This is a genomic window from Monashia sp. HAY1-11D (assembly GCF_056868035.1).
This window is the reverse complement of the sequence record NZ_CP200320.1, coordinates 1,916,948-1,941,666: the sequence shown is the minus strand read 5'-3', so window position 1 is coordinate 1,941,666 and position 24,719 is coordinate 1,916,948. Positions and strand designations below refer to the sequence as shown.

22 protein-coding genes are annotated in these 24,719 nt (G+C 69.3%); 10 read left to right on the top strand and 12 right to left on the bottom strand.

Features of this window, described 5'->3' with window-relative positions; genetic code table 11:
* Positions 1-36 precede the first annotated feature (36 nt).
* The 3 genes from AC1VM9_RS08995 to AC1VM9_RS08985 form a co-directional block, all read right to left on the bottom strand.
* The gene (locus AC1VM9_RS08995) at positions 37-423 is read right to left on the bottom strand and encodes a hypothetical protein (protein WP_481343278.1); all 387 of its coding nucleotides are present in this window, start codon (positions 421-423) and stop codon (positions 37-39) included.
* A 119-nt stretch (positions 424-542) separates the two neighbouring features.
* A complete protein-coding gene (locus AC1VM9_RS08990; protein WP_483122369.1) occupies positions 543-2,210 on the bottom strand; it encodes an alkaline phosphatase family protein in 1,668 nt (555 codons plus the stop codon).
* Positions 2,207-3,016: a CDP-alcohol phosphatidyltransferase family protein gene (locus tag AC1VM9_RS08985; protein WP_483122367.1), complete on the bottom strand. Its 810-nt coding sequence runs from the start codon at positions 3,014-3,016 to the stop codon at positions 2,207-2,209. The genes AC1VM9_RS08990 and AC1VM9_RS08985 overlap by 4 nt, the downstream gene beginning before the upstream one ends.
* Before the next feature lie 152 nt (positions 3,017-3,168).
* Between AC1VM9_RS08985 and AC1VM9_RS08980 the strand changes: the two genes are divergently transcribed.
* From AC1VM9_RS08980 to AC1VM9_RS08955, 6 genes are all read left to right on the top strand, one after another.
* A complete protein-coding gene (locus tag AC1VM9_RS08980; RefSeq protein ID WP_483122366.1) occupies positions 3,169-4,236 on the top strand; it encodes a zinc-dependent alcohol dehydrogenase in 1,068 nt (355 codons plus the stop codon).
* Between the two features lie 2 nt (positions 4,237-4,238).
* On the top strand, positions 4,239-4,634 hold the full coding sequence (locus AC1VM9_RS08975; protein WP_483122365.1) for a 6-pyruvoyl trahydropterin synthase family protein: 396 nt from the start codon (positions 4,239-4,241) through the stop codon (positions 4,632-4,634).
* Positions 4,635-4,644: 10 nt separating this feature from the next.
* Entirely contained in the window at positions 4,645-5,694 is a 1,050-nt protein-coding gene (locus AC1VM9_RS08970) for a glycosyltransferase (protein WP_483122364.1), read from the top strand.
* 103 nt (positions 5,695-5,797) lie between these two features.
* The gene (locus AC1VM9_RS08965; RefSeq protein ID WP_483122362.1) at positions 5,798-6,769 is read left to right on the top strand and encodes a lysylphosphatidylglycerol synthase domain-containing protein; all 972 of its coding nucleotides are present in this window, start codon (positions 5,798-5,800) and stop codon (positions 6,767-6,769) included.
* Positions 6,762-7,532: a RibD family protein gene (locus tag AC1VM9_RS08960; protein ID WP_483122361.1), complete on the top strand. Its 771-nt coding sequence runs from the start codon at positions 6,762-6,764 to the stop codon at positions 7,530-7,532. The genes AC1VM9_RS08965 and AC1VM9_RS08960 overlap by 8 nt, the downstream gene beginning before the upstream one ends.
* Positions 7,529-8,221 carry a GTP cyclohydrolase II gene (locus AC1VM9_RS08955; RefSeq protein ID WP_481347201.1) on the top strand — a complete coding sequence of 231 codons (693 nt, stop codon included), beginning with the start codon at positions 7,529-7,531 and terminating at the stop codon, positions 8,219-8,221. Before AC1VM9_RS08960 ends, AC1VM9_RS08955 begins: the two co-directional genes overlap by 4 nt.
* 94 nt (positions 8,222-8,315) lie before the next feature.
* Here AC1VM9_RS08955 and AC1VM9_RS08950 read toward each other — a convergent pair whose 3' ends face one another.
* The 3 genes from AC1VM9_RS08950 to AC1VM9_RS08940 form a co-directional block, all read right to left on the bottom strand.
* Positions 8,316-9,167: a carbohydrate ABC transporter permease gene (locus AC1VM9_RS08950; RefSeq protein ID WP_481347202.1), complete on the bottom strand. Its 852-nt coding sequence runs from the start codon at positions 9,165-9,167 to the stop codon at positions 8,316-8,318.
* Entirely contained in the window at positions 9,167-10,042 is an 876-nt protein-coding gene (locus AC1VM9_RS08945; protein ID WP_483122360.1) for a carbohydrate ABC transporter permease, read from the bottom strand. The genes AC1VM9_RS08950 and AC1VM9_RS08945 overlap by 1 nt, the downstream gene beginning before the upstream one ends.
* Positions 10,043-10,137: 95 nt before the next feature.
* The gene (locus AC1VM9_RS08940) at positions 10,138-11,457 is read right to left on the bottom strand and encodes an ABC transporter substrate-binding protein (RefSeq protein ID WP_483122359.1); all 1,320 of its coding nucleotides are present in this window, start codon (positions 11,455-11,457) and stop codon (positions 10,138-10,140) included.
* Between the two features lie 326 nt (positions 11,458-11,783).
* Between AC1VM9_RS08940 and AC1VM9_RS08935 the strand changes: the two genes are divergently transcribed.
* Entirely contained in the window at positions 11,784-12,701 is a 918-nt protein-coding gene (locus AC1VM9_RS08935) for an SDR family oxidoreductase (RefSeq protein WP_483122357.1), read from the top strand.
* Between the two features lie 530 nt (positions 12,702-13,231).
* On the opposite strand, the gene AC1VM9_RS08930 is transcribed toward AC1VM9_RS08935, so the two are convergent.
* Positions 13,232-14,872 (bottom strand): AlbA family DNA-binding domain-containing protein, encoded by a 1,641-nt coding sequence (locus tag AC1VM9_RS08930; protein ID WP_483122356.1) that lies wholly within the window; start codon positions 14,870-14,872, stop codon positions 13,232-13,234.
* Positions 14,873-15,152: 280 nt separating this feature from the next.
* Between AC1VM9_RS08930 and AC1VM9_RS08925 the strand changes: the two genes are divergently transcribed.
* The 3 genes from AC1VM9_RS08925 to AC1VM9_RS08915 all read left to right on the top strand — a co-directional run bounded on the left by AC1VM9_RS08925 (position 15,153) and on the right by AC1VM9_RS08915 (position 18,872).
* The gene (locus AC1VM9_RS08925) at positions 15,153-17,075 is read left to right on the top strand and encodes an AIPR family protein (protein WP_483122355.1); all 1,923 of its coding nucleotides are present in this window, start codon (positions 15,153-15,155) and stop codon (positions 17,073-17,075) included.
* Between the two features lie 655 nt (positions 17,076-17,730).
* Complete coding sequence (locus tag AC1VM9_RS08920) at positions 17,731-18,030, top strand: hypothetical protein (protein WP_483122354.1); 300 nt, start codon at positions 17,731-17,733, stop codon at positions 18,028-18,030.
* 539 nt (positions 18,031-18,569) lie between these two features.
* Positions 18,570-18,872, top strand: coding sequence for a hypothetical protein (locus AC1VM9_RS08915; RefSeq protein WP_481341968.1), 303 nt, complete (start codon positions 18,570-18,572; stop codon positions 18,870-18,872).
* Between the two features lie 621 nt (positions 18,873-19,493).
* Here AC1VM9_RS08915 and AC1VM9_RS08910 read toward each other — a convergent pair.
* From AC1VM9_RS08910 to AC1VM9_RS08890, 5 genes are all read right to left on the bottom strand, one after another.
* Positions 19,494-20,459: a sugar phosphate isomerase/epimerase family protein gene (locus AC1VM9_RS08910; protein WP_483122352.1), complete on the bottom strand. Its 966-nt coding sequence runs from the start codon at positions 20,457-20,459 to the stop codon at positions 19,494-19,496.
* Positions 20,460-20,856: 397 nt separating this feature from the next.
* Positions 20,857-21,261, bottom strand: coding sequence for a hypothetical protein (locus tag AC1VM9_RS08905; protein WP_481341966.1), 405 nt, complete (start codon positions 21,259-21,261; stop codon positions 20,857-20,859).
* Positions 21,262-21,700: 439 nt separating this feature from the next.
* Positions 21,701-22,132 (bottom strand): ester cyclase, encoded by a 432-nt coding sequence (locus tag AC1VM9_RS08900; protein WP_481346645.1) that lies wholly within the window; start codon positions 22,130-22,132, stop codon positions 21,701-21,703.
* A gap of 741 nt (positions 22,133-22,873) precedes the next feature.
* Positions 22,874-23,233 (bottom strand): hypothetical protein, encoded by a 360-nt coding sequence (locus AC1VM9_RS08895; RefSeq protein WP_483122351.1) that lies wholly within the window; start codon positions 23,231-23,233, stop codon positions 22,874-22,876.
* Between the two features lie 190 nt (positions 23,234-23,423).
* Positions 23,424-24,650 carry an MFS transporter gene (locus AC1VM9_RS08890; protein WP_481346644.1) on the bottom strand — a complete coding sequence of 409 codons (1,227 nt, stop codon included), beginning with the start codon at positions 24,648-24,650 and terminating at the stop codon, positions 23,424-23,426.
* Positions 24,651-24,719: the final 69 nt, after the last annotated feature.

Sequence of the window (24,719 nt, the reverse complement as noted above, 5' to 3'; positions counted from 1 at the left end):
GGCGGCGGTCGGTCTCTCGCTCTGCGCGCGAGCGCCTCAGGCGTGGCTGCCGCGGTGCGCCGGGGAGTGCATCACCTCGCCGCGCTGGCGCACGAGCAGGGCGGCACCGATGACGATGCACACGATCTCGGCGATGGCGGCCGCCCAGACCGACCCGCCGCGCCACTCCGTGTGGACCCCGAGCAGGCCGACCGTCGAGGCGATCGTGAACGCGCCGAGCGTCGCCGCCCCGAAGCCGAGCGTGAGGAAGGCCGCGAGCCAGTGCCGCCACCAAACGAGCAGCCCGGCGATGACGATGCCGGCCACGACGTTGACGAGGAACATCGGCCCGACGGTCTGGTCGCGCACACCGTTGAACCACAGGTAGAGGTGCACGGCGGCGGAGACGAGCAGCGCCACGGCACCCACGAGTCGCAGGGTCATGCTGACCCTCCCTTCTGCGTCGCAGCCAGCCGTCGGCTCGGCCCGCTGTTCGGTGGTCATAGGTGAGGACGTCCCGTGCCGCGGGTCGGTTCAGTCGCCGGTCCGGTCCCTTGGGGCGGTCAGCGGAACGAGGTGAGGACGCGGTCGCGCACCACGCTCATCGGCCAGACCGGCGCGCTGTCCGCGGGGCGCAGGCCGTCCTGCCAGCCCCACGCCGCCACGCGGTCGATGACGCCCCGGTCGCGGGTCAGCAGCGCGACGGGGACGTCGTGGGACGCGTCGTCGCCCGAGACGACGCTGGCCGGCTGGTGGTCGCCGAGGACGAGGACGACCAGGTTGTCGTCACGGGTGTTGGTCAGCCACGACACGACGCTGTCGAGGGAGTAGGCGACGCTCTGGGCGTACGCGTCGCGGACCCCGGCGTCCGTGCGCCACACCACCTCCCGCGGCGTGGCCTGCCCGACCTGCGCGGCGAGGACCGAGCCGTCGCCGAGCGTCGACCACTCGACGAGCCGCGGCAGCGGAGCCCACGGGATGTGGCTCGTCACGAGGTCGACCTCGGCGAGGACCGGCCGCCGCGGCGACGGCGCGAGCTCGAGGCGGTCGAACGCCGACAGCGTGTACTGGTCCGGCATCGGCGCGTAGCCGAACCCGGGGCCGCGGTAGCCGAGCGTCCGGGCGTCGTAGACGCGGTCGTAGCCGTAGAAGTCGCGCCCCTCGGGCCAATCGTGCCGGTTCGCGGGGATGACGTCGACGGTGCGCCACCCCGCCCGGGAGAAGACGCGGCTCAGGGTGAGGCGGTTCGTCGTCACGAGCTGGTCGTAGCGGGGCTGGCTGTCGACCCACAGCCCGGACTGGATGCTCGAGTGGGCCAGCCAGCTGAAACCCCCGAACGTCGGTGACGTCAGCCACGCGGTGCGCATCGAGTAGCCCTGCGTGGCAAGGGTCTTCGTGCCGGACACCAGCGCCTGCTCGACGAGGGGGGCGTCGACGGCGACCTTGCCGTAGCTCTCGACGAAGACGACGACGACATCCTTGCCGTGAAGGGCACGGAGCATGGTGGACGGGTCGGCGCCGGCCAGCGGGTCGGTGCGGATGTCGGTCGCGAAGGCGGCGCGGTCGCGCAGGTCGTGGACGGCCTTGCGGGCCTGCTCGTCGGCGAGCGCCGCCGAGCTCGACGCCGCGACCGGCAGCCCGGGGCCGAGTGCCGCGCCGGACACCGCGGCCACGACCCAGACTCCGGTCAGGGCCACGAGGACGCGGCGCGCGGCGGTGCGGTGCCCGTCGGCGATGCGGGCGACCCGGCGCAGCGCCAACGGCACGGTGAGGAGCACCCCGACGAGCAGCAGCCCGGTCCCGACCGTGGCCAGCGTCGCGACGACGGGGCCGGACGCGTCCTGCACGAGCTCGACGCCCGACGACGCGTAGCGCCAGTCGCTGAGGAGGTTGAAGGGGCGGTAGAAGAAGACGTCGCGGAAGACGAGGTCGAGGGCCCGGACGAGCAGGAGCACCGCGAGGAGCACCCCGACCGGCGGGAGGATCCAACGGCGGACCCACCGCCCCGTCCGGCGGGGCACGGCGAGCACGAGGGCCCCGAGCACCAGTCCCTCGACCGGCACGCGCAGCAGGGCCCACGGGCTCACGTGGACCAGCGACGGCGGGGCGGTCAGGGCGACCCAGACGACGAGGACCGAGACGAGCGTCAGCGCAGCGCGGGCGACTCGCGCGACGCGTCCACCGGCGCCGAGGCGAAAGCGTCGGCGACGCTGCGGCACGTCTTCTCTCATCGGGTCGTCCGCGGTGGCAGGGGGATCCCCGGGTCGGCTGCCCCGACGAACGTCAGAGGCGACTCGGGGACGACCGGGCGGCTGACGGGCACCTCGGTGCGCCGACGCCAGAGCGTGCTCGCCTCCGTGCCGAACGACACGGCGAGCGCGGCCAGGCCCACGCCGACGACGGCGGCGGCGACCGCCTCGGGGAGCAGGCCCGAGGCCGCAGCGGTGAGTCCGATGCCCTGCTGGGCGGCGACGGCCTTGCGCCACCGGCGGGCCGGCACGGCGCCGCGCAGCCACGGCGCCAGCCGCTGGGCCGCGAGCAGCAGGTAGCGCGCCGCCCCGACGGCGAGCACCCACCAGCCGAGGCCGCGGGCGACGTGCACGGCGAGGACGAGGATGAGGAACGCGTCGGCCTCCATGTCGAACCGCGCGCCGAACGTGCTGACGGTGCCGGTTCGGCGGGCGACGCGTCCGTCGAGGGCGTCGAGGACGAGCGCGAGCGAGGCCAGCCCCACGAGGGTCGCGAGGGCCAGCGGGCCGCTGCCTGCTGCCTCACCCGCGGTGGCCGCGTCGGCGACGAGGGCGGCGACGGCGCAGATCAGCACCGCGCGGGCCAGGGTGACGCGGTCCGCGGGCCCGGGCGTCCGTCGTCCGGTCCGCGTGAGCCCGTCGGCCACGAGGACGAACAGCCCGGTGGCACAGGCTATCCCGACCCACGTGCCCGCCGCGCCGAGACCCAGGACGGCCCTCAGGACGCCGACGAGGACGACGGCGCTGACGAGCCCGACCATCGGGCCCGGGGGAACTGTGCGTCTCACGCCACCTCCGGCTCGTCGGGCGAGCACCCGGCTCGCGTCGCACGCAAGGACGCCGTCGACACCGGCCGGGTTCACCCGCTCTCGAGCGCCATCCTGCGCCGCGCGGCCGGTTCGCGCGCGTCGTGCCGGGCGGCCGTGGTTAGTCTGACGCCGTGACGACGCAGGCACGGGCGTTCTGGCTGGCCGAGCCGGGCAGGGGCGAGGTCCGGCCCGAGACGCTGTCGGCCCCCGGGCCCGAGGAGGTGCTCGTGCGCGCGCTGTGCTCCGGGGTCAGTCGCGGCACCGAGACGCTGGTCTTCCGTGGCGCCGTGCCACCCAGCCAGCGGGACGCGATGCGGGCGCCGTTCCAGGCCGGAGACTTTCCCGCGCCGGTCAAGTACGGCTACCTGTCCGTCGGCATCGTCGAGGAGGGACCAGCAGCCCTGCGCGGCCGCACCGTCTTCTGCCTGCACCCGCACCAGACCGCGTACGTCGTGCCCGCGTCCGCGGTCGTCGTCGTGCCCGACGGGGTGCCGGCGCAGCGAGCCGTCCTGGCCGGCACCGTCGAGACCGCGGTCAACGCGCTGTGGGACGCACCGCCCCTGCTCGGCGACCGGGTGGCCGTCGTCGGCGCGGGCATGGTCGGCTGCAGCGTCGCCCGGCTGCTCGCCCGCTTCCCGGGCGTGGACGTCACGCTCGTCGACGTCGACGCGTCGAAGGCCTCGACGGCCGAGCGGCTCGGTGTCGGCTTCGTCCGACCGGAGGAGGGTCTGCCGAGCGGTTCCTGCGACCTCGTCGTGCACGCGAGCGCCACGTCGGCGGGCCTGCAGACCGCCCTCGACCTGCTCCGGCCGGAGGGCACGGTGCTCGAGCTGAGCTGGTACGGCGATGCGACGGTGCAGGTGGCGCTCGGCGGCGCGTTCCACTCGCGACGGCTCGGCATCCGGGCCAGCCAGGTGGGCGTTGTCGCGCCGGCGCGACGCTCGCGGTACACGACGTCCGAGCGCCTCGCCCTCGCCCTCGGCCTGCTGCGGGACGACGCCTTCGACGCCCTCGTCTCCGGCAGCTCGCCGTTCGAGGACCTGCCCGAGGTGCTCCCGCGACTCGCCGACGGCAGCCTCGCGGCCCTCTGCCACGTCATCACGTACGCGACCACCGGCTCGACCACCAGCGCGACCACCAGCTCCACCGACAGCTCCACCACCAGCTCCACCGACAGCTCCACCGACCAAGCGGGGTAACGATGTTCGGCGTCACCGTCCGCGACCACATGATGGTCGCCCACAGCTTCGAGGGTGAGCGGTTCGGCCCGGCGCAGCGGCTGCACGGCGCGACGTTCGTCGTCGACGCGACCTTCCGCGGCCCCGAGCTCGACGCCGACGGCATCCTCCTCGACATCGGCCTGGCCACCGAGCAGGTGCGCGAGGTCGTCGGTGCGCTGAGCTACCGCAACCTCGACGACGACCCCGGCCTCGGGCGCAACACCTCGACCGAGGTCCTCGCGCGGCTGGTCGCCGACCGGCTCGCCGAGCGGGTGGCGTCCGGTGCGCTCGGCACCGAGCCTTGCCGGCTCACCGCCCTCGTCGTGACGCTGCACGAGTCGCACGTGGCCTGGGCCTCGTACGAGCGCTCCCTGTGAGGGGCTGAGGGTGCCCGCCCTCCACGTCGTCGTGCCCGACGCCGTGCGCGACCCGGCGCGACCCAGCGGCGGCAACACCTACGACCGGCGCCTCGTGGCCGGTATGACCGCCCTCGGCTGGACCGTCGAGGAGCATCTCGTGGCCGGACGCTGGCCCGAGCCCGACGCCGTGGCGCGGCGGTCGCTCGCCGACGCCGTCGGACGCGTCCGGTCCGGTGCACCGGTCATCGTCGACGGCCTGCTCGCGTCGCGCTCGCCCGAGGTCCTCGTCCCGCTCGCCCGTCGAGCGCCCCTCGTCGTCCTCGTCCACCTGCCGCTCGGCGGCGAGCCCGAGCGTGCGGTGCTCGCGGCGGCCTCGGCCGTCGTGGTGACGAGTACCTGGTCGCGCGACCGGCTGCTCCGGCTGCACCGACTCGACGCGGCGCGCGTCCACGTCGCAGAGCCGGGGGCCGACCCGGCGGCCCTCGCGCTCGGCACGGCCGGGGGCGGGTCGCTGTTGTGCGTCGGTGCGGTGACCGCGCTCAAGGGCCACGACGTGCTCGTCGAGGCGCTCGGGTCACTCGCCGGCCTGTCCTGGGACTGCGTCGTGGCGGGTTCCCGCGAGGTCGAGGCGTCGTTCGCCGCGGAGGTCCGCCGCCGGGCGCGCGAGCTGGGGATCGGCGACCGCGTCGCCTTCACCGGTCCGCTCGGGCCCGACGACCTCGAACGGACGTACGCCGCGGCCGACCTGCTCGTGCAGCCGTCGCGGCTCGAGACGTACGGCATGGCCGTCACCGAGGCCCTCGCCCGTGGCCTGCCCGTCGTGGCCACCGACGCCGGCGGCCTGCCCCGGACGCTGGCCGGCACGGACCGAGCCCGAGAGCGGGCCCGGGACCTGCCCGGGCTGCTCGTGCCCGTCGGCAACGCGTCGGCCCTCGCCCGCGCGCTGCGGACCTGGCTGACCGATGCCGCCACGCGCGACCGGCTCAGGCGGGCGGCGGTGGACCGCCGCAACGCCCTGAGGCCGTGGTCGGACACCGCGCTGACGGTCGCCGACGCCCTTGCGACGCTGACGCCCTGACCGTCGCGGGACGCGTCGGCGCTGAACCCGGCAGGCCCGGGCGGCGTCCTCGGGGGTGGCGCCGCCACGGCGTCGACGACCTCGGTGTGCGGAGGAGACGCAGATGGTGCGAGCGCGGCGGTGGGTGCGGCCGCTCGGTGTGGCCGTGCTCGTGGCGGTGCTCGCGTGGCGCGTCGGTCGGGGACCGGTCGCCGACGCCGTCCGTCACGTCGACGCCGCCGCCCTGGTCCCCGCCGTCCTCGCGGCGGTCGCCGTCACGGTCGTGACGACGGTGTGCGCGGCGTGGCGGTGGGTCCTCGTGGCGCGGGGCCTCGGGCTGCACCTGTCGCTCCCGCACGCCGTCGCGGCGTCCTACCGGGCGCAGTTCCTCAACGTGACGCTGCCGGCCGGCGTCGCGGGTGACGTGCACCGTGCGGTGTCGCACGGCCGGTCGTCCGGGGACCTCGGCCGCGGCGTCCGCGCCGTGGTGTGGGAGCGGGCCGCCGGGCAGGTGGTGCAGGCGGGGCTGGCCGTCACCGCCCTCGTCGCCGTGCCGTCACCGCTGCGGGCGTGGGTCGAGGGGCACGTCGTGCTCCTGGCGCTCGCGGGTGGTGTGGCCGCGGCGGCCGTCCTGCTCGTCCTTCGGGTTCGGCTGCCCGGCAGTGCCACCCGTGCGGCACGGATCGTCCGGGCCGCGCGCTCCGACCTCCGCCGTGGGCTCCTCGCCCGACGGGTGTGGCCGGGCGTGGTGGCTGCCTCGGCCCTCGCCGTCGCGGGCCACGTCGGCACGTTCGTCCTGGCCGCGCGCGCCGCGGGGGTGGCCGTGCCGCCGGTGCGGGTCGTGCCCGTGGCGCTCGTCGTGCTGCTCGCGGCCGCGGTGCCCCTCAACGTCGCCGGCTGGGGACCGCGCGAGGGTGCCGCCGCGTGGGCCTTCGGCGTGGTCGGGCTCGGCGCAGGGCAGGGCGTCGTGGTCGCCGTCGTCTACGGTGGACTGGTGCTCGTGGCCAGCCTGCCGGGCGCAGCGGTCCTGCTGCTCCGAGGACGTGCCCACCGGACGCGTCGCGTCGACGCCGTCGCGGGAGGCGCGCATGCCTGAGGCCCTCACCCCCGCCGCCGAGACCAGTCGTGGGCCGACGCCCGCGGGGGCGCAGGCGCCGGCGCGTCCGTACGTCGTGCTCAGCTGCGGCATGTCGATCGACGGCTACCTCGACGCCCCGTCCCCGCAGCGTCTGCTCCTGTCCAACGACGCCGACTTCGACCGGGTCGACGCCGAGCGCGCCGCGTCCGACGCGATCCTCGTCGGGGCCGGCACGATCCGTCACGACGACCCCCGCCTGCTCGTCCGCTCGGCGTCCCGCCGCGCCGAGCGCGTCGCCCACGGGCTGCCCGCGTCACCGACGAAGGTGACGCTGACCCGCTGCGCCGACCTCGACCCCGGGGCTCGCTTCTTCGCCGACGACGGCGCCGAGAAGCTCGTCTACTGCACGTCACCGGTCGTCGAGGGGGCCCGTTCGCGGATCGGCCACCGCGCGACCGTCGTCGACGCGGGCAACTCGTGCGACCTCCACGGTGTCTGGGCAGACCTGGCGGCGCGTGGCGTCCGGCGGCTCATGGTCGAAGGCGGCGGCACGGTGCACACCCAGGTGCTGGCCGCCGACCTCGCCGACGAGCTGCAGCTGGTCGTCGCGCCGTTCTTCGTCGGCAGCTCGCGCGCCACCCGGTTCGTCGGCGACGCCGCCTTCCCGTTCAACCCGCAGCGGCGGGCCGAGCTGGCCGAGGTGCGCCAGATCGGCGACGTCGTGCTGCTGCGCTACGGGCTGTCGTCACGTCCCGACCCCGCCCGGACGGAGGATCCGTGAGCGAGGCCATGGGCAGCGACCCCCTCCTGGGTCCGACGCCCCCACCCGCGACCGTCCGCACGGCGGTCGTGGTGCCGCTCGCGCTCGCTGACGGGTTCACGACCACGGCTCTCGCGCACACCTTCACCGGCCTGGTGGACGGGCTCGAGCACGTCGCCCTCGCCCTCGGCGACCTCGCCGACCCGGCCGCCTCCGCTGGACCGCACCGCCCGCACTCGGCCCCGCTCGTCCGGCTACACAGCGAGTGCCTGACGGGTGACGTCTTCGGCAGCCAGCGCTGCGACTGCGGGCCGCAGCTGCACGAGGCGGTCCGCCGCCTCGCATCGAGCGGCGGTTACCTGCTCTACCTGCGCCAGGAGGGGCGGGGCATCGGGCTCTACCCGAAGCTCGACGCCTACGTGCTGCAGGACCGCGGCCTCGACACCTACCAGGCCAACCTCGCCCTCGGCTTCGGCGCCGACGAGCGCGACTACACCGTCGCCGCCCAGATGCTGCTCGCCCTCGACGTGCCGCGCGTCCGGGTGCTGACGAACAACCCCGACAAGCCGGCCCAGCTCGAGCGTCTCGGCATCGAGGTGACCGGGCTCGTGCCGACCGGCGTCCACCTCTCGCCGGCCAACGTGCACTACCTGGCGACGAAGGCCAGCCGGGGCGCGCACACGCTCGACCTCCCCGACCGGATGCCGTAGCTCGCCGGACGCGTGCCCCGCGGGCCGCGTCGCCCCGCGGACGCGTAGCTCGCGGGACGCGTCGGCCCGCGGGACGCGTCAGTCGCCGGACGCGTCAGTCGCCGGCGATGCCGGTGCGCTCGACACCCTCGACGATCCAGCGCTGCAGGAACAGGAACATGAGCAGCAGCGGCAGGATGGCGACGAGCGCGGCCATGAACAGCTGGCTCACCTGCACCGACTGCGCGGTGAGGAACGTCGACAGGGCGATCTGCACGGTCCACGACTCCTGGTCGCGGCCGATGACGAGCGGCCAGAGGAAGGCGTTCCACGAGCCGATGAAGGTGATGGTGCCGATGGCGGCGACGAACCCCATCGAGTTCGGCACGACGATGCGCCAGAACGTCCCCCAGTAGGACAGGCCGTCGATGAAGGCGGCCTCCTCGATCTCCCGGGGGAAGTTCAGGAAGAACTGCCGGAACAGGAACGTCGCGAGCGCCTGGAACAGCCCGGGGATGATGAGGCCGCGCAGCGTGGAGATCCAGCCGAGCGTCGAGACGAGGACGAAGCTCGGCACGAAGGTCACGGCCGCGGGGATGAGCAGCGTCGCGGTGATCGAGTAGAAGACGGCGTTGGACCAGCGGTACGGGATGCGGGCGAGGCCGTAGCCGGCCAGACCCGATACGACGAGGACCCCGATGGTCTGGGTCACGGCGATGAGGCCGGAGTTGAGCAGCGAGCGGGCCATCGGGATGGCGGGGTTGGCGAACAGGTCGGTGAGGTTGGCGGTGTTCCAGTGCGGCGGCAGCCAGTGGAAGTCCGGCGAGGACAGGTCCTGCTCGCGCATGAAGGCGCTGCGGACGACGAGGTAGAACGGCACGAGGAACAGCAGTGCCGCGATGACGAGCGCGCTGTAGCGGGCCCACCCGGTGGCGCGGGACCGGCCCCGGCTGCGGACGACGGCCATCAGGCCTCCACGTCCCCGATGCGCAGCAGCCGGCCCTGCACGACGGCGACGACGGCGATGATGAGCGTGAGGATGACGGCGCCGGCCGACCCGTGGCCGAAGTCCTGGCCCGAGCCGAGCGCCGTGTAGTAGAGGTAGACGAGCGGCGGCCGGGCGTACGGCGGGTAGGTGCCGAACGTCGAGAGGATGTTGTAGAACTCGTCGAAGGCCTGGAACGCGTTGACGAGCAGGAGCAGCAGCACCGCCGTCGACGTCGCCCGCAGCTGCGGCAGGGTGATGTGGCGGAAGACCTTCCAGCCCTCGGCGCCGTCGATGGCCGCCGCCTCGTAGAGCGTCGGGCTGATCCGCTGGATGCCGGCGAGGAACAGGATCATGTAGAAGCCGACCTGCAGCCAGAGCCGGGCCGTGACGATGACGAGCCAGTACCAGGGCGGGTCGGCGAGGCTGAGCCACGGGATCGTGTCGACGCCGAACCAGCCGAGGACCGCGTTGGCCAGGCCGGAGCGGATGCCGCTGAAGATCGACATCTTCCACACGAGGGCCGCGACGACGTACGAGCAGGCCGTCGGGAGGAAGAACACCGAGCGGAAGAACGCCTGCATGACCCGCGTCCGGGCCACGAGCAGTGCCGCCCCGAGCGAGAGGACGAACGTCGTCGGCACGATGAAGACGGCGAACGCGACGAAGGTGAGCAGGCTGCTGCGGAAGGCCGGGTCGCGCAGCATGTCGAGGTAGTTCGCGGCGCCGACGAACGTCGTCGGGGTCACCGTGTTGTACGCGTCGAAGAACGACAGGTAGATCGACCAGGCGATCGGCACGTAGACGAAGACGACGAGCCCGAGGACGAAGGGGCCGACGAAGAGCCAGAACCACACGTTGCGGTTCTGGTATCCGCGCAGCCGCTGGGCCAGGGGCGGACGCGTCGGCAGGGGGCCGGACGCGTCCGCCCGGCTCGTCGTGGCCGGCGCGCTCAGGCGAGCACCCGCTTCAGCTCCGGCTCGGCGACGGCCTTGACCTTGGCGATCTCGCCGGCCGGGTCGGCCCCCTCCTTGACGATGCGGTTCATCGCGTCGCCGAAGGCGGTGGCGCACTTCGGCGTCCACAGCAGCGGGCTCTGCGCGTGACCGACGTCCGTGGCGAGCTTGGCGGCGTCGGCGGCCTGGCCCTCCTTGAGCGTCGAGGCCTGGCTGATGAGGCTGGTGCGCGACGGGATGTGGAAGCCGTAGGCGGTGGCGAAGTCGAGCTGGTCCTGGGTCTGGTCGACCCACAGCCACTTGACGAACTTCTTGGCCGCGTCGACATCCTTGGCCTTGGCGCTGACGCACGAGCCGTACGCGCCCACGGGCACCGACGGCTTGCCGCTGCCGTCGAGGGCAGGCCAGGCCATGACGCCGAAGTCGTCGCCGAGGCCCTTCTTGATGTCGGGGAAGGTCCACAGGCCGGTGAACTGCATCGCGGTCAGGCCGGCGGTGAGGGCCGACGCGTCGAACCAGTCCTTCGGTGCGCCGAGGAGGAGCACCTTGGCGTCCCACATCTCGCGCAGCTTGCCGAGCGCGGTGGCGGCGCGGGGGTCGTCGAAGCCGAACTTGTTGTCCTCGGTGAGGTAGTCCAGACCCGCGGACCACAGCATCGGGCCGCCCATGAGGCCGGCGCCGCCGTCGTTGCCGAGGAAGAGGCCCTTGACGTCGCCCTGGGTCAGCTTCTTGGCGGCCGCGACGAGCTCGTCGATGGTCTGCGGCGGCGTGACGCCGGCCTTGTCGAGCATCGACTTGCGGTAGACGAGCAGCTGCATGTCGATGACCTGGGGGATCGCCCAGACCTTGTCCTGGTAGGTCATCCGCTTGAGGATGCCGGGGTTGAAGTCGCTCCTGGCGTCGCCGAGCAGGTCCGTGAGCTCGACGACCTGGTTGCCCTTGATCATGTCGATCGTCGGGCCGTTGCCGTACTCGAAGACGTCGGGGCCGGCGTTCGTCAGCAGCGACGCGGCGGTCGACTGGTCGTAGTCGCCGGGTTTCCAGCTGACCTTGACCGTGGCGTCCTTGTACGCGGCGGCGTAGCGCTCGACGGCCTGCTGGGTGCCCGCCTCGCCGTACTGGTGGTACCACTGCTGGATCGTCGTCCCGCCACCACCGCCGCCCGACGCCCCACCCGACGCGGCCGGCTGGCGGCCGGTGTTGCTGCCGCACGCGGCGAGTGCGCCGGTGACGACCGCCGCGCCGCCGAGGCCGAGGAGGGTCCGGCGGCTGAACGCGCCGGAGAGCTGGCTGTGCTGGGTGTGCTGGTCCGACATTCCCCTGAGTCCTTCCTGCCCGCCACACGGGCACCGACGTCGGTGGCCGGGCCCCGGCGTGACAGGTACCCGCCCGCTGTCGATCGTATGCCGCCCACCTTCGGTCGGCCCTGTGAGAGTGGGCGACTCACGAAGCTGGGCGGTGGAGCGGCGGGGCGGGACCGGCGGCGAAGGGGCGCGTCGGGCATCACCGCGCCCGCTCGTGCGTTGTCGCTAGGGTCGGCACGCAGCCTTGGCGGACGACCCCTCGGGACGACCCCTTGGAAGACCCCTCGGGACGACCCCGCCGCACGACCCCCCGCCGCACGACCCCCGAGAGGCCACCCATGGACCAGCTCCCCGACCTCACCGGCCGGCACGTCGTCGTCACCGGCAGCAACAGCGGGACCGGCAAGGAGGCCGCCCGGCGACTCGCCGGGGCCGGAGCCGACGTCGTCATGGCGGTCCGCTCGACGGACAAGGGCGACGCGGCCCGCGCCGAGATCCTCGACGCCGTGCCCGAGGCCTCGGTGACCGTCCGACGTCTCGACCTCGCCGACCTGTCGTCAGTGCGTGAGTTCGCGGACTCGATGGTGTCGCAGGGACGCCCGGTCGACGTCCTCGTCAACAACGCCGGGGTCATGGCGCCGCCGCGCCGCTTCGAGACGGTCGACGGGTTCGAGCTGCAGCTCGGGACGAACTTCCTCGGCCCGTTCGCCCTCACCAACCGCCTGCTGCCGCTCCTGCTCGCCGGCGACCGGCCGCGGGTCGCGACGATGACGAGCGGCGCCGCCGCGATGGGCCGCATCGACTTCGCCGACCTCCAGTGGACCTCGCGTCGGTGGAGCCCGTGGCGCGCCTACGCCCAGTCCAAGCTGGCCGACAGCCTCCTCGGGATCCATCTCGCGCGGGTCGCCACCGAACGCGGCTGGCCGCTGCTCAGCACCCTGGCCCACCCCGGCTACACGCGCACGAACCTCCAGATCGCCGGGGCGAGCATCGGCCGTGACGGCAGCAAGCCGCCGCTCTACACGCGCCTGGGCTTCTTGCCGGTGCAGGAGGTCGAGCAGGGGACCGAGCCACTGCTACGCGCAATCGCGGACCCGACCGCGACCCAGGGTGCGTTCTACGGGCCGAGCGGACGCTTCGGGCTGGCTGGTTCAGCCACGCTCGTCACGCACCCGCGCTCCGCCCGCCGTCCAACCCTCGCCGAGTCACTCTGGGCCGTGGCGGAGAACCTCACCGGGACCCGCCTGCCCCACTGATGTGCGAAACCCGTGATCGCTGCCGCACCCACAGAAGTGCCACCCTCTGACCACCGCGCGGCCGGCTTCTGGGTCGCCCACGGGGTGACGCGCCGCCGCCCCCATACGCCCCGGGCTCGCATCCTCCGAAGGACGCCCATTCCGCCCACTATGAATCACCGCAAGCGCCTACTACGAACATGTGCCCCACGCACTGCTGGCCGGCAAACCGCGACAACCAAACTCGCCAGATCACATCTCGGCTGAGGTCTTCGCGGTTCATGGCTGGACAACCGCACTGAGGCGTACGTACGGCGAGGCTGACGAGCTCAGCGCCCATCGCGGCAAACAGTTCCCTGAGCCTAAGCCCCCTCGACTCGTTCGAGCCCAGTCCAAGACGCGGCCTTTTGGAGCGCGAGAACACTCGATGAGTGTTAACGACACGGCGTCCCCAACGTGCTCCGCCCTTGATGCTCGCATCTCGGCGGCAGATAGGCAGGCGATGTGCGACCGGTGGGTGATTCAAGGTCGCTTTGTCCACCGACCCAGTGTTAGGTCAACGATTGGCGCTCTCGGCTTGCGAGAACGTCGTATTGCTCGGCCCAGCCCCCGAGCGTTTCCAACGATCCGAAACAGCGTTGCCCGTCAACCAACCCATCAGCGCTCAGAATAGGTTCGCTCGAAATATGACCGAACTCAGCAACGAGTTCGTTGACCAATTGGGCGGCGACGCTGACAAGCTCCCGTGGGTCGCTGCCAACAACCGCGGAGACAGGCAGCTGGAAGGGCGTGAGTTCGGTCCGCCACTGCGTGCCCGAGACCATGTACTCCGCCGTCTCTGGGCGCCAAGGCCGCTCGGCGACCACGTGCTGAACCGGAACGGGCTCGCTGTAGGACCCGAGCACATCTTCGTCTCGTTCGACGGCAGTGACGATTCCACACCGCAGCTCAAGATCACCAGATCCGCCGGCGTCCGCTGCGTGTCCAGCCGTAATCCCAGTCAGATTTATGGCCCAGGTCGTGAGGCTTCCTACCTGGATGCACTGCACGTCGGCCCTGAGCCCAGGCGAGTTGGACCTGATGATGGTCTCTGGGTTGGCGGTTCCGAGAACGACGGCGGCGAACGCACTGCCGTCCGTGTACAGGTGGAGAACATGGTCTTTCGCGTTCGTCCCCGGGCGCGAGTCGCGGAGCACCACTCGGCCCCTGCCGTAGGACGCAACATGCCCGAGCGGTGCACCAGGCAGCTTGGCTTGCCGCGCTTCGGTTTGTGCCTTGAACTCGTCGAGCAAGCCCTGATTCAGGTGTCGCGGCACCGCCGCCTTCGCGGGGGCCACTGCGACCGCCAGCCACGCCCGACCCTCGCGATCTAGCTCTAGCAAACCCTGGCGGAACACATCACGAACCCTCTGGTCGACATCACCGCGTCCGGCGAACCTCTCGCGGTATGCCACCGCCACTTGCGCCTCACTCAGTGACGCCACCCGCGCGCCATCACGCACGAAGTACGTAAGACGACGCTCGTTGGCCTCTACGACAGCGTGCGGACTGTCCGCGCTCGCTGGGACAAATATCAACACACAGCCCGACCCGTCACGCGCCGGTGCCTTAAGGTGCCCGACCTCGAGTCCGGCGAGGAACGGCGCTGTCGCGTTTCTGATGACGTCCAGATACAGCAGCCGCGTCTTGTCATCAAGAGCCACGCCAGACAACCCTGAGGCGCGACCACTCGACTCATCAACCCCAATAAGCAGAAGACCACCAGCCGCGTTCGCAAATGCGGACACGTCCTTCGCTAACTCTCGCCGGCTCTTCGAGATCCGCTCCTCGAGTTCCTTCGGCTGAGCTTTTGGGAGAGCAGCCTTCGCAAACGCCTTGTCCAGGATGTAGTGGCTCCCTTTGAACTCCAGACTTAGGTCCTCCGCGGCCTGGCGGGCGACTAGACGTTCAAGGTGCTCCCATTCGATGTCAGCTAGTCGAGCGCCCACAACAGCCTCGAGTCGTGGGTGACGAATCCACTTCGGTATCGACCAGTCGGCGAGACCGCCCACAGAGCGTTCATCGACGATGGTCTCCCCCCTTCCGAGCTCAGCACTTGACGCTCCCGATCTGCCAGTCGCAGGCTGCGGCTCGGCAGCCGCAGACGACGGGTCGTCGTCAGGAGTACGCACAGGATCGGGAGCAGCGTTCATGTCACCATCTCAGGGTGCGACGCACCGATGATGCAACTCTGATTACCTTCGAGGAACCACTGCACATGGCGGCGCGACGTTCACCTTCTGCGCCGTAGCAGCGGGCGTAGCCCCCATCCGTCGGGCCGGGGAAGCTCGTCTGGCCTGGTAGGTAGCGCCATGCCACGTCGCCTGCATCAACTTAAGCTCGTTCAGCGTGGTGGCACTAGTGTCTTGCATGGCGAGCAACACGTGTGGGCGGTAGAGGCATTGAGCGCCTGCGAGAGGTCATGATGTGCGCATGACTGAACGGCCCCCTACACCGTCCGCGGAGACTGCCGCAGGAGCCGAGTTCGTGGACGAAACTCCAGAGTCCAGTGACGCTGTGTCAACGGAGGCAGGCGAGGATCCGGGGGCCGAGAGTCAAACGGCGTCCGACAAGGCCGATAGCCCGAACGCTCCGTTGGCTGAGGGGCCGGGCTGGACCGCTCTAAGCGAACGCCAGGACCTGGCGAAGTACAGCGACGGCAACGCGATCGGACTCTTTGCCGCCGAACTCAAACTGGGCATCGATGATATCGACACGTTCGCCGCGGATACTCTCACCGATCACGGTAACGACAAGAGTTGTGACATGGTGGCTGTGCTTCGTGACAGTGGCCAGATCATCGTGGCGCAAAACTATGCAGCGAAAGTTCCGAACAATAAGGCCGCCGGACCGGCGAGAAAAGCCAGCGACCTCAACGGCGCGGCCTCCTGGCTCTTCACCGGCGGCCTGGAAGGACTGCCTGAGGTTCTTCGAGACGCTGCCATCGAGGTTCGCGACGCTCTCAAGAACGGCGAAATATCTGATATTCAATTCTGGTCAGCGCACAACTTGCCGGAAGGGGTCAACGTCCAGACGGAGCTAGCTCAGGCCGTTAAGACCGCCAATAGCGTGCTGGCTACCTACTTCCCGGAGGTTCAAGCCAACGTCTCCTTCGCCGAGATTGGAAGAGACACGATCAATAATCTGTATCAGCGAACGCAGCTGCCCATTTTGGTCGATGGCAAGTTGGAGTTTCCGACTGCCGGCGGTTTCGAGACTGCTGGTGACGGCTGGACCGCCTATAACACTGCAATCCAGCTGAGTGCTCTTCGAACCTACTGGCTTGAGCACGGGACCGACCTCATGTCGCCAAATATTCGCGACTACTTGGGTATCCGCCGGTCCGAGCGAAACATCAATTTCGGTATCAAGACGACGGCCAAGGAGAACCCCAAAGACTTCTTCGTTTACAACAACGGGATCACAGCCGTTGTGCACTCGTATGATGCGGATGAAGACGGGAAAAAGATCACTGTGACCGGCATGGGCATCGTCAACGGTGGTCAAACGACAGGGTCAATCGGCACGCTCAAAACGGAGGAAGCAAGTCTGGAGGACGCCTGGGTACAGACCCGGTTCGTGAAGAGCGTCGACTCGGTGGTTCTGGAGAACGTCGTGCGGTTCAATAATACGCAAAATAAGGTCGAGGCTACGGACTTCCGAAGTAAAGATGCGGTGCAGGAGCGCCTCCGCAGCGAGTTTGAGTCCATCCCACACGCGGTCTACCGCGGCGCTAGGCGGGGAGGCGCCAATGATGCGATCAAGCGCGAAAAGCAACTCCTGTCCGATAGTGCGGTCGCTCAATCCCTTGCGTCCTTCCACGGCTTTCCAAACCTTGCATACAACGAGTTGCGACAGATCTGGGAAAATGACCCGATCTACTCAAGGTTCTTCAACGACAATCTGCACGCACGCCATGTGGTGTTCTGCTACTCGCTGTTGAAGGCCGTCGAGGAAGCCAAGATGACCTTGATGGCCTTACCTGAAGACAAGCGCACAGCTTCACAGCAAAAGCAGGCGTCCTTTTTCCGTTCCCGCGGTGGCGTCCACCTGCTCACGGCAGCGATTGGCGCATCGATTGAGACGGTGCTTGCAGAAGCCGTGCCAAATCGCTTTGCCTTGAGGTTCAAGGGCAAGGTTTCGCCAGCGAGTGCGACGTCCAGCTGGAAACCGATAATTCAGACGGGGCTTCCATTCGTAAATCAGCTCACGGTCGCCACGAACCTGGGACTGAAGTCCCCGGAGAAGGTGGACGAAAGCTTGGGAATTTTCGGTTCGATGATTGAATCTATGCGGGACACGAAGCAGGAGACCTTTGATGCTTTTGCGAAGAAGGTTGAGCAGTCGACCAGCTGACCGGCAAACGGAGGCTCTCCTCATGCGCGGGTGCCGTGTCGGTGCCGCGTACGACGGAGGATGCGACAGGCGACGGGAGGTTTGCTGAGACCTGCAGGCGCGTCTATCCGCCGCGACCGGGCGCTCCTCCCCCGAGGGCGGGTGTGGAGGAGGGCTGCCTCGGCGGGTTCCTGGGTCACCGAACGAAGGCAAAGTCCAGTTATACGCCCTGATGCGCACCAACCGGGGACGGACGTCTGGATCGGTCGAGACGCGTCTGTGTCGCAGGCGTTGTCAGGTGATGTTCACGCGGCGCACCGTGCTGTAGTCGGTGGGTTGGGTGGTCGTGCCGACTCGCTGGACGCGGCACCTCCGACGTGCGCCGTGACCAGAGTCGCGCGGTGGCTTTGGAGTATCCGCTGGTCCCGACCGTGCTGGACCCGAAGGTGGTCCATGTGGTGGTTCCGAACTTGCGCCCTTGGGAACGCAGGTTGGTCGTCTATTCGGGCTTGGCATACACGGTTGTGCTGACAATTGAGCCGGAGCGCGCCGGGGTGGGGAGGAACGACCACGCAACGAACAACTTCACCGGATGTTCCGGAAAGGCAGATGGGAATACGAGGGCGGCGCTACGTTGGCCCTGTTTTGTCATCCTGTCGCAGCCCTCGGAGGAACTGTGGAGACCACCCGCCTTGCCCGCACGTCGACTTCTCGCCAGATTGGTTGGGGCATCTTCCTCTGGTTCCTAGGCAGCCTCGCCTTCGGTATCTCTCTGCCCATCTCCATGCAACGGACCTACAGCTACTCAAGTAGTTCGTCCACGGCCGTCGTCTTCGTGCTCGTCGGCGCCGTCACGGCATTGATTGGATTCCTTGTCTTCGCCAACGGTCTAACCTCGATGGCCGAGAAGATCGACGTCTTGCACCGCCGTCTCCCTCAAGAGCCTGACCGCCAGCAGAGCGTTCCAACCTCCTGACGAGCAAGCGTTGAACCGCCTGCCAGTTCCCAATCCGCCACCACCCAGCGTGAGGGGGCTGCCAGCGGCATCCTGACACAGAGGGGAGGTAGGTCCGGTAGATCACGACCGTCGAGCTCGCTGGGCTCCCCCAGGATCTAGGAGGAAGCGTCTTTCCGCCGCTTGAGGACGCCTGTCGACTCGGCCGGTGAGCGGCCGGCTAGCGTCAGTCAAGATTCCTCACAGTCTGCGGGGCGATCCGTGGCTCTGACCTGGTCGTCAGATCGCCGGCGAGCATGCCCATGTCGAACACCAACCTCCTGCCATCTCGACCGGATTCAATGACGGCGACCCAACTGGCGGCGGTCTGTCCGACTCCGCCAATGTCCTCGACGAGCCAGACCAGTCCGCGCCACAGGGCGGGAACTGGAAACGCCGTGGGCTGGTTTGTCCATCGACAACGTCTTCGGCCCGAGCGTAGCGTCGAGACGCCCCGCCGAGACTTTCCCGGGCCGCCCCTATCCGGGCCGGGGTGCACCCGAAGAAGCGAGGGCAGCCTCATGAGTTACGGCGTCGTTCACCAGTTCAAGGGTGGTACGAAGGATCAGTACGAGGCCTCGATCGCGGCGGTTCACCCGGCCGACGGGAGCCTACCGGCCGGGCAGGTGTTCCACGCGGCCGGCCCGTCTGCAGATGGCTGGACCATCGTGGCCGTGCACGACACGAAGGAGAGCTGGGAGACCTTCCGCGACTCGACCCTGATGCCACGCATGCAGCAAGGCATCCCCGGCGGGTTCACCGAACCCCCGCAGGAGACGGTGTTCGAAGTGGTCAACGAGGTCAGGGCACCTACGCATGCCTGAACTGCACCGGCCGCGATGACCCCAAACCGAGCGAGGTACCGGAGTCCGCACCGGTGACCTGTGACCCGGACTGCCTGGCAGTCCGGGTCACAGTCGTCGCGGGCTGGCCAGCTAGATCGGGCCAGGTCATACCGCCGCCACTCGAAGGGGCCGGCCCCGGGCACCCGGGACTGGCCGTGCGACGCGCACTTCAGCAGCCAGCTGCCTGAAGCATCTGGTCGTACTCGCTCGAGCAACTGTCGGCGAGCCGTCAGCATTGAGGGGAATGACCGACTTCTGAGCCTCGATCTGTGCGCAAGCTAGAGCCGCGAGCCGCGAGCCGGGGCCGCCGGCGCCTCCGCTGCAGGCGGTGTGTAGGTGAACGTAACCGCAGGAGTGGGCGCTTCGGGTCCACAAGCGGAAAGGAAGCCAAGGCTGAACAGGGCAACGAAAGCGGTGGCGACTCGTCTCAGGGGGCAGTGTTCCCGACGGTGCGTGGATTCGTGGCATAGCCGCCCACGGAGGTGGGGCTCATGCTGCGGCACTTCGCGGCCTGCCGACCCGGGAGCACCGACGTCCCCGGCATCGATGTGCCCCACACGTCCGCGCGCATCGGTGGCGAGCGGGGTTCTCCCTCGGCGGTCAGACGTCGGCCGGCTTCCAGTCGGGCGCCTCGACGAGCGCCACCCGCTGGAGGAGCCGCGCCGCCCTACTGACTCCCTCGACCGAGTTGACGAGCACGTCCTCGTGCTCGATGTTCAGGGTGCCCTCGTAGCCAACCGAGCGCAGCGTGTAGACGAACTCGGCCCAGAAGGTCTCCCCGGCCGGGTGCCCCAGACCAAGGGTCACGTAGTTCCACGAGCGCAGGTTCGCCCTTTCCATCGGGTGCGAGGTCAGCAGTCCATCGCGGGCGGTGACGACGCTGTCGACCCGGGTGTCCTTGGCGTGCACATGGAAGATCGAACCGCCCAGAGCCCGGATGACGGCCGGCACGTCCGCGCCCATCCCCATCAGATGCGATGGGTCCAGGTTGGCGCCGATCACGTCGTCGCCCACAGCGTCGACCAGCCGTAGCAGCGTGGACGGGTTGTACACCAGCTGGTTGAAGCAGGCCTCGATCGCCAGGCGGACCCCGCGGTCACGGGCGAAGCCCGCCAGCTCTCTCCAGTACGGGATGGCGACCTCGTCCCACTGGTACGCGAGCACCTCGAGGTTCTCCGGCGGCCACGATGAGGTGATCCAGTTGGGCACCGAGTCGCCCCGCCCTGCGGGCAGGCCGGACATGCACACCACGGTCGACACGCCGAGCGCGCTCGCCAGGTCAATGGTGTCGCGTAAGACCTTGTCGTGTGCCGGCCCGCTGACCGGGTGCAGCTGGTTGCCGTTTGCGTTCAGGGCGCTCAGGCTCAGACCCCGATCCGTGACCTTGCCCGCGAATTCCTGCCGCGCCCCTTCGGAGGCCAGCACCGCCGCAAGGTCGATGTGCGGGGCCTCCGACCAGTTGCCGGTGGCCACCTCCACGGAGTCCAGACCCAGCCGCTGCGCCACGTCCAGCGCGTCCTCGAACGAGAGGTGACCCAGCGAGTCGGTGATGAGCCCGATCTTCATGCAAGCCGTCCTTCCAGTGATCGTCAGCCGCGGCCCATCCGCGAGCTCATGTCAGCATGTCAGGACAAACGATGGATGGGAAGACCCGGCCAGGACGCGACCCATCTGGGCGGTCTGGTGACCCGTTCCTGCGACCCGGCACTGGCCGTCCCGCCGAACCGCAGCGCAACGAACCCAACATCACATTCGGGGGGACCGATCTGGGGAGGAAATGTCTTGTCCACGACACCGCCGAATCCCGCACGAGCGCGGCGTCACGCGAAGAACCGCGAGCAGTTCCTCGCATGCATGCGACGTCGCGATGTCGCATCCGTACCTGCGTCACACCGCCGGGAGCCGGTCACGTTGCACGGTCTCGCCTGTGACGCAGATCCTGCCCTGCTGCCCGCGTGCACGCTCACGAATGGCGCCGCCCCAGGGTCTTCGGGTCCCGCAGCCAGTTGAGGCTGAGGTTGAGCAGGTCGTCGACCCCTTCTTGCCACGTGGACCTCAGGGGACTGTTCAGCTTCGTCATGACCTCATCGATCACGGTGTACAGCGCCGGATGCGTGGCCTCGACGATGTTGCCGAGCCGCCCAAGTCGAATCTGCAGCTCTACGAGGACGCCGGGGTCGAGCCGGGGGCCGTCGATGTGGACGCTCTTGAGGGCATTGTGGATCTTCTCGATCTCGTCCCAGATGGCGCGCTCCTGTCGAGCCGCATCTTCCCGCCCCCACTGCGCCTTGAGCAGGCGCCAAGACGTCACCGCCGTGATGAGCCCGCCGACGACGGCACCAGCGAGGGCCGCCAGGAACTCGTTCATGCCGTGAGAGTAGGCGACCGTGCCCGACGTTCATAGGACCGCGCGCTCCCACCCCGCCTCACGACCGCCTCGAGTCACCCGCCATGGCCTTTCAGCGTGGATGGTCTGCGACGTGGATTGCTGCGCTCGTCTTAGTGGCTTGGGTGCGTTCGGGTCTGCTGCACGGATAGGGGACATCTGATCTGCGTCGATGTGTGTCGGCGCTGGAAGGACGTGCACCATGCCGAAGGCGATTTCCGAGGATTTCCGCGAAGACGCGATCCGGGTGCTTCCGGGACTCGGATGCCTCGCCCGGGCTCGGACGCCGCCGATATTCAAGGACCCACTCGCAGGAGCCTGCGCCTGACGCCAACTCGGAACGCCGAACCACTCTCATGAACCGCGCGTCTCACCGCCGCTAGCGACGGCCCGTCTCGTCTGGGAAGGGGACTCGAATGGTCTAAGCAGTCTTCCCACGCATCTGGCTCTTCAAGGCGCCGAGGTCCATGGATGTCCAGTGTTCGACGAGCAGGCCATCGGAGATGCGGAAGATGTCGATGAACTCGAACTCGATGTGGTTGCCGGTCGGCTCCAGTCCCCAGAGCTCGCCGCGATGAGTACCGCGCAACGTCTTCCGCGTACTGACCAGATCGCCCTCGGCGATCTGGTCGTTGATCTGCATGCGGGCATCCGGAAAGGCCTGTAGCAGCTGCCCGTAGAAGGCCTGGAACCCGCTCGCTGGTCGCTCCGTGCTCGGAATGGTCCGCCCCTCGGGCCGGTAGTGGTTCACGAACCCCGGGTGGAAGACCTCGTCGGCGTAGGCCAGGTCATGCTGATCTTGGCAACGTCGGACGAACTCGACCACGACCCGCTTGTTGTCGTCGGTGGACATCGGCATCATCCCCGTCGGCAGCCATGATGCCGCCAATCTAACCCTGACCCCGGACTCGCGCACCCACATCGGCGTGCCTCCGCTGGGTCAGTCAGAGGGGGTCACGTGACCGCATCAGACGTAATCTGAAGACGTGTCTGGTCCGCGGAGTGAGCCCGAGGCAGACCTGTCTCACCTGAGCATCCAAGAGTTGATCCTCGAGTTGACTCGGACAGAGGACCGCCTACGTGAGGAGGCAAGGTCTGGGTCGAGGCCGCTGCCTGGCCAGACCGCTCGGGTGGCTGACTTGCGCCGCCACGAGCGGCGATTGCGAGCAGAGCTGGCAGAGCGCCGCGAGAGGCCCGACCAGGACATCGACACGTGACGCCGACGTCCTCTTGCTCACGCAGATGGTGGCGCGGAGCCGGGATAGGCAATCTTCCATGCGCTAGGTCCTGATGCGGCCAGGGAAACGCCTGATATGGCTCAGCGGCGGAGACCATCAGCCGTAGTAATGGTCCCGAGCTCCTTTGATCGGCCGTGGTCAGCTGCCATTGCGGCGCTTACAAGCTCGTGACCCTCCCGACTGAAACAATGCGCAACGCTGTTGGCTGGCATGCAAACCCGCATGCCGGCACGATGGCCAGCGAACCTGCCGGAGCAATCTGCATGCGATTCGACATGGCCCACATGGGGGCGCACAATGCGAAGCACCATTTTCCGGTTCGGTTCTCTCCCATCCGATCGAGCGAACGGTGTCGCTCAATCGGTCGCGTCGCTGCCAGATGCAGACCTTGTCGTTGAGGCAAGAAGCCTCCGGGCTCGACGGCCAAGGTCGCTCAGATCCACCCGGCCCTCTTTAGCCGCAGCCGCCAAACGTGCGGCTAGGTCCAAGGCTTCGTCTAACTCGGGGCCGACGACAGCAGTTTCCTGGCCCATGTCTCGAAGGATGGTGCCCTCAGTCCGTGAGGCGATCAACGGATCAGCGATGCCATCGATCCACACCCGGGTGCGGCGACCATCACCACGTCCCTCTCCGGTGATTCGCTCGAGGGCAAAGATGCGATCCGCCCGCGCGAACTTGCCGAAACCCAAGGCCACCATCCCAGTGTCTGACGCCACCCTCACATCTTGGCACCGCGCAGCGACCCCATGCTTCGGGTTGAAGCCGCCTTCCCGAAACGTCGGCGTCGAAGGCTCGACAGTGACGTTCGGTCCTGATCCCTCACCAATCAGCCCACGTCATTCCGCCTCGCGTCGGCCACCCTCACGGTGACAAGTGCCGTCCGTGGTGAACGACACACCGTACGGTCTACGGCCGACCTTCGGCTGGGAAACGCCGCACCCCGAGGCCGGCGAAGGCCGCACTGACAAGCGCGACTCCGGCGACGGCCACCAGCGTCGATCGGGAACCGAACCCGGCCACCAAGCCAGCCAGAGCCGTCCCGGCGGACGAGAAGGCCACCTTCGTCCCCGCGACGGTCACGAAGACAGAGCCGCGGGCACTCGGCGGGGCATATTCGCCTCTGGCGGCGAGGCTCAGCACGGTCTGTGCTGCCATGACGAGGCCAAGGACTGCGTACGTCGCCAGCAGCACCGGGAACCACCCGCCGAGGAGGACGACCGCGAAGAGCACCGGAGCCATCAGGGTGACAAGGAGAGTCATCCCACGGTCGGGTGACATCCGGGGCGGGTGGAGAGTCAGGGCGAGCCCGCCGGTCAGGCTGCCGAGCCCAAAGGCCGCGGCCACCCACCCGCCATGTCCGCTGGCGTGCTTTTCGCCCAGGCTCATCCCTGCAAGCAGGGCCGCGGCGATCAGAAACGCGCCGACCCACGTGAGCAGCGCGACGCGGCGCAGTTGGACGTGGCGAAAGACTGCGGCCGGTCCGGCGCGGACCCCGGGCCCCGACGGGTCGGCGCCGTGGAGCAGCTCGGTCTCGGCGTGCTGGCGGGCGCGCGGAACCCGAGCCGGTGACGTCCGCGCCGCCGGCAAGCCCAGGACCAGGAAGGCGCCCACGAGGCCGAGGGCACTCAGCGCGAGCAGCCCGCCGCGCGGTGAGGCGGCGGCGGCCAGGACGGAGACGACAACCGGCGCGCCGGCCCCGGCCACGCCGTAGGTGAGAGCATCGAGTGCGCGCAGGCGGCGGGTTCGGTCGTCGGTGGTACGGCCCTCCGCGAGGCTGCTCAGGCCACCGGTGAGCATCGGACCGGCCGCGCCGGCACCGAGCGCCAGGAGCAGTACGAGCGGCAGCGGCGTGGCACCGAGCCACGTGGTGACCAGCGCCAACAGGGCGGCGAAGACGGTTGCTGCCACCGCCACGACACGGCGCGGGTCGGCGACGCGGTCCAGCAGCGGAGCGGACAGGAACCCGAGGGCGTGGGGAGCGGTAAGCGCGGCGCCGATGAGCCCGGCAGTGCGCAACGGCGACGGCACGTGCGAGGCCGCGCACAGCAGCACCAAACCGACGGTCGCGCCGGCGTCCATGCACCGGACCAGCACCGCAGCCAGCACATACGTACCGATGCGTTTGTCACTCATATGACACTCCTTCGACCGGTTACACCGTCGACGTTGCCACCAACCGTGTAACCGGTCAAACTAGTGACA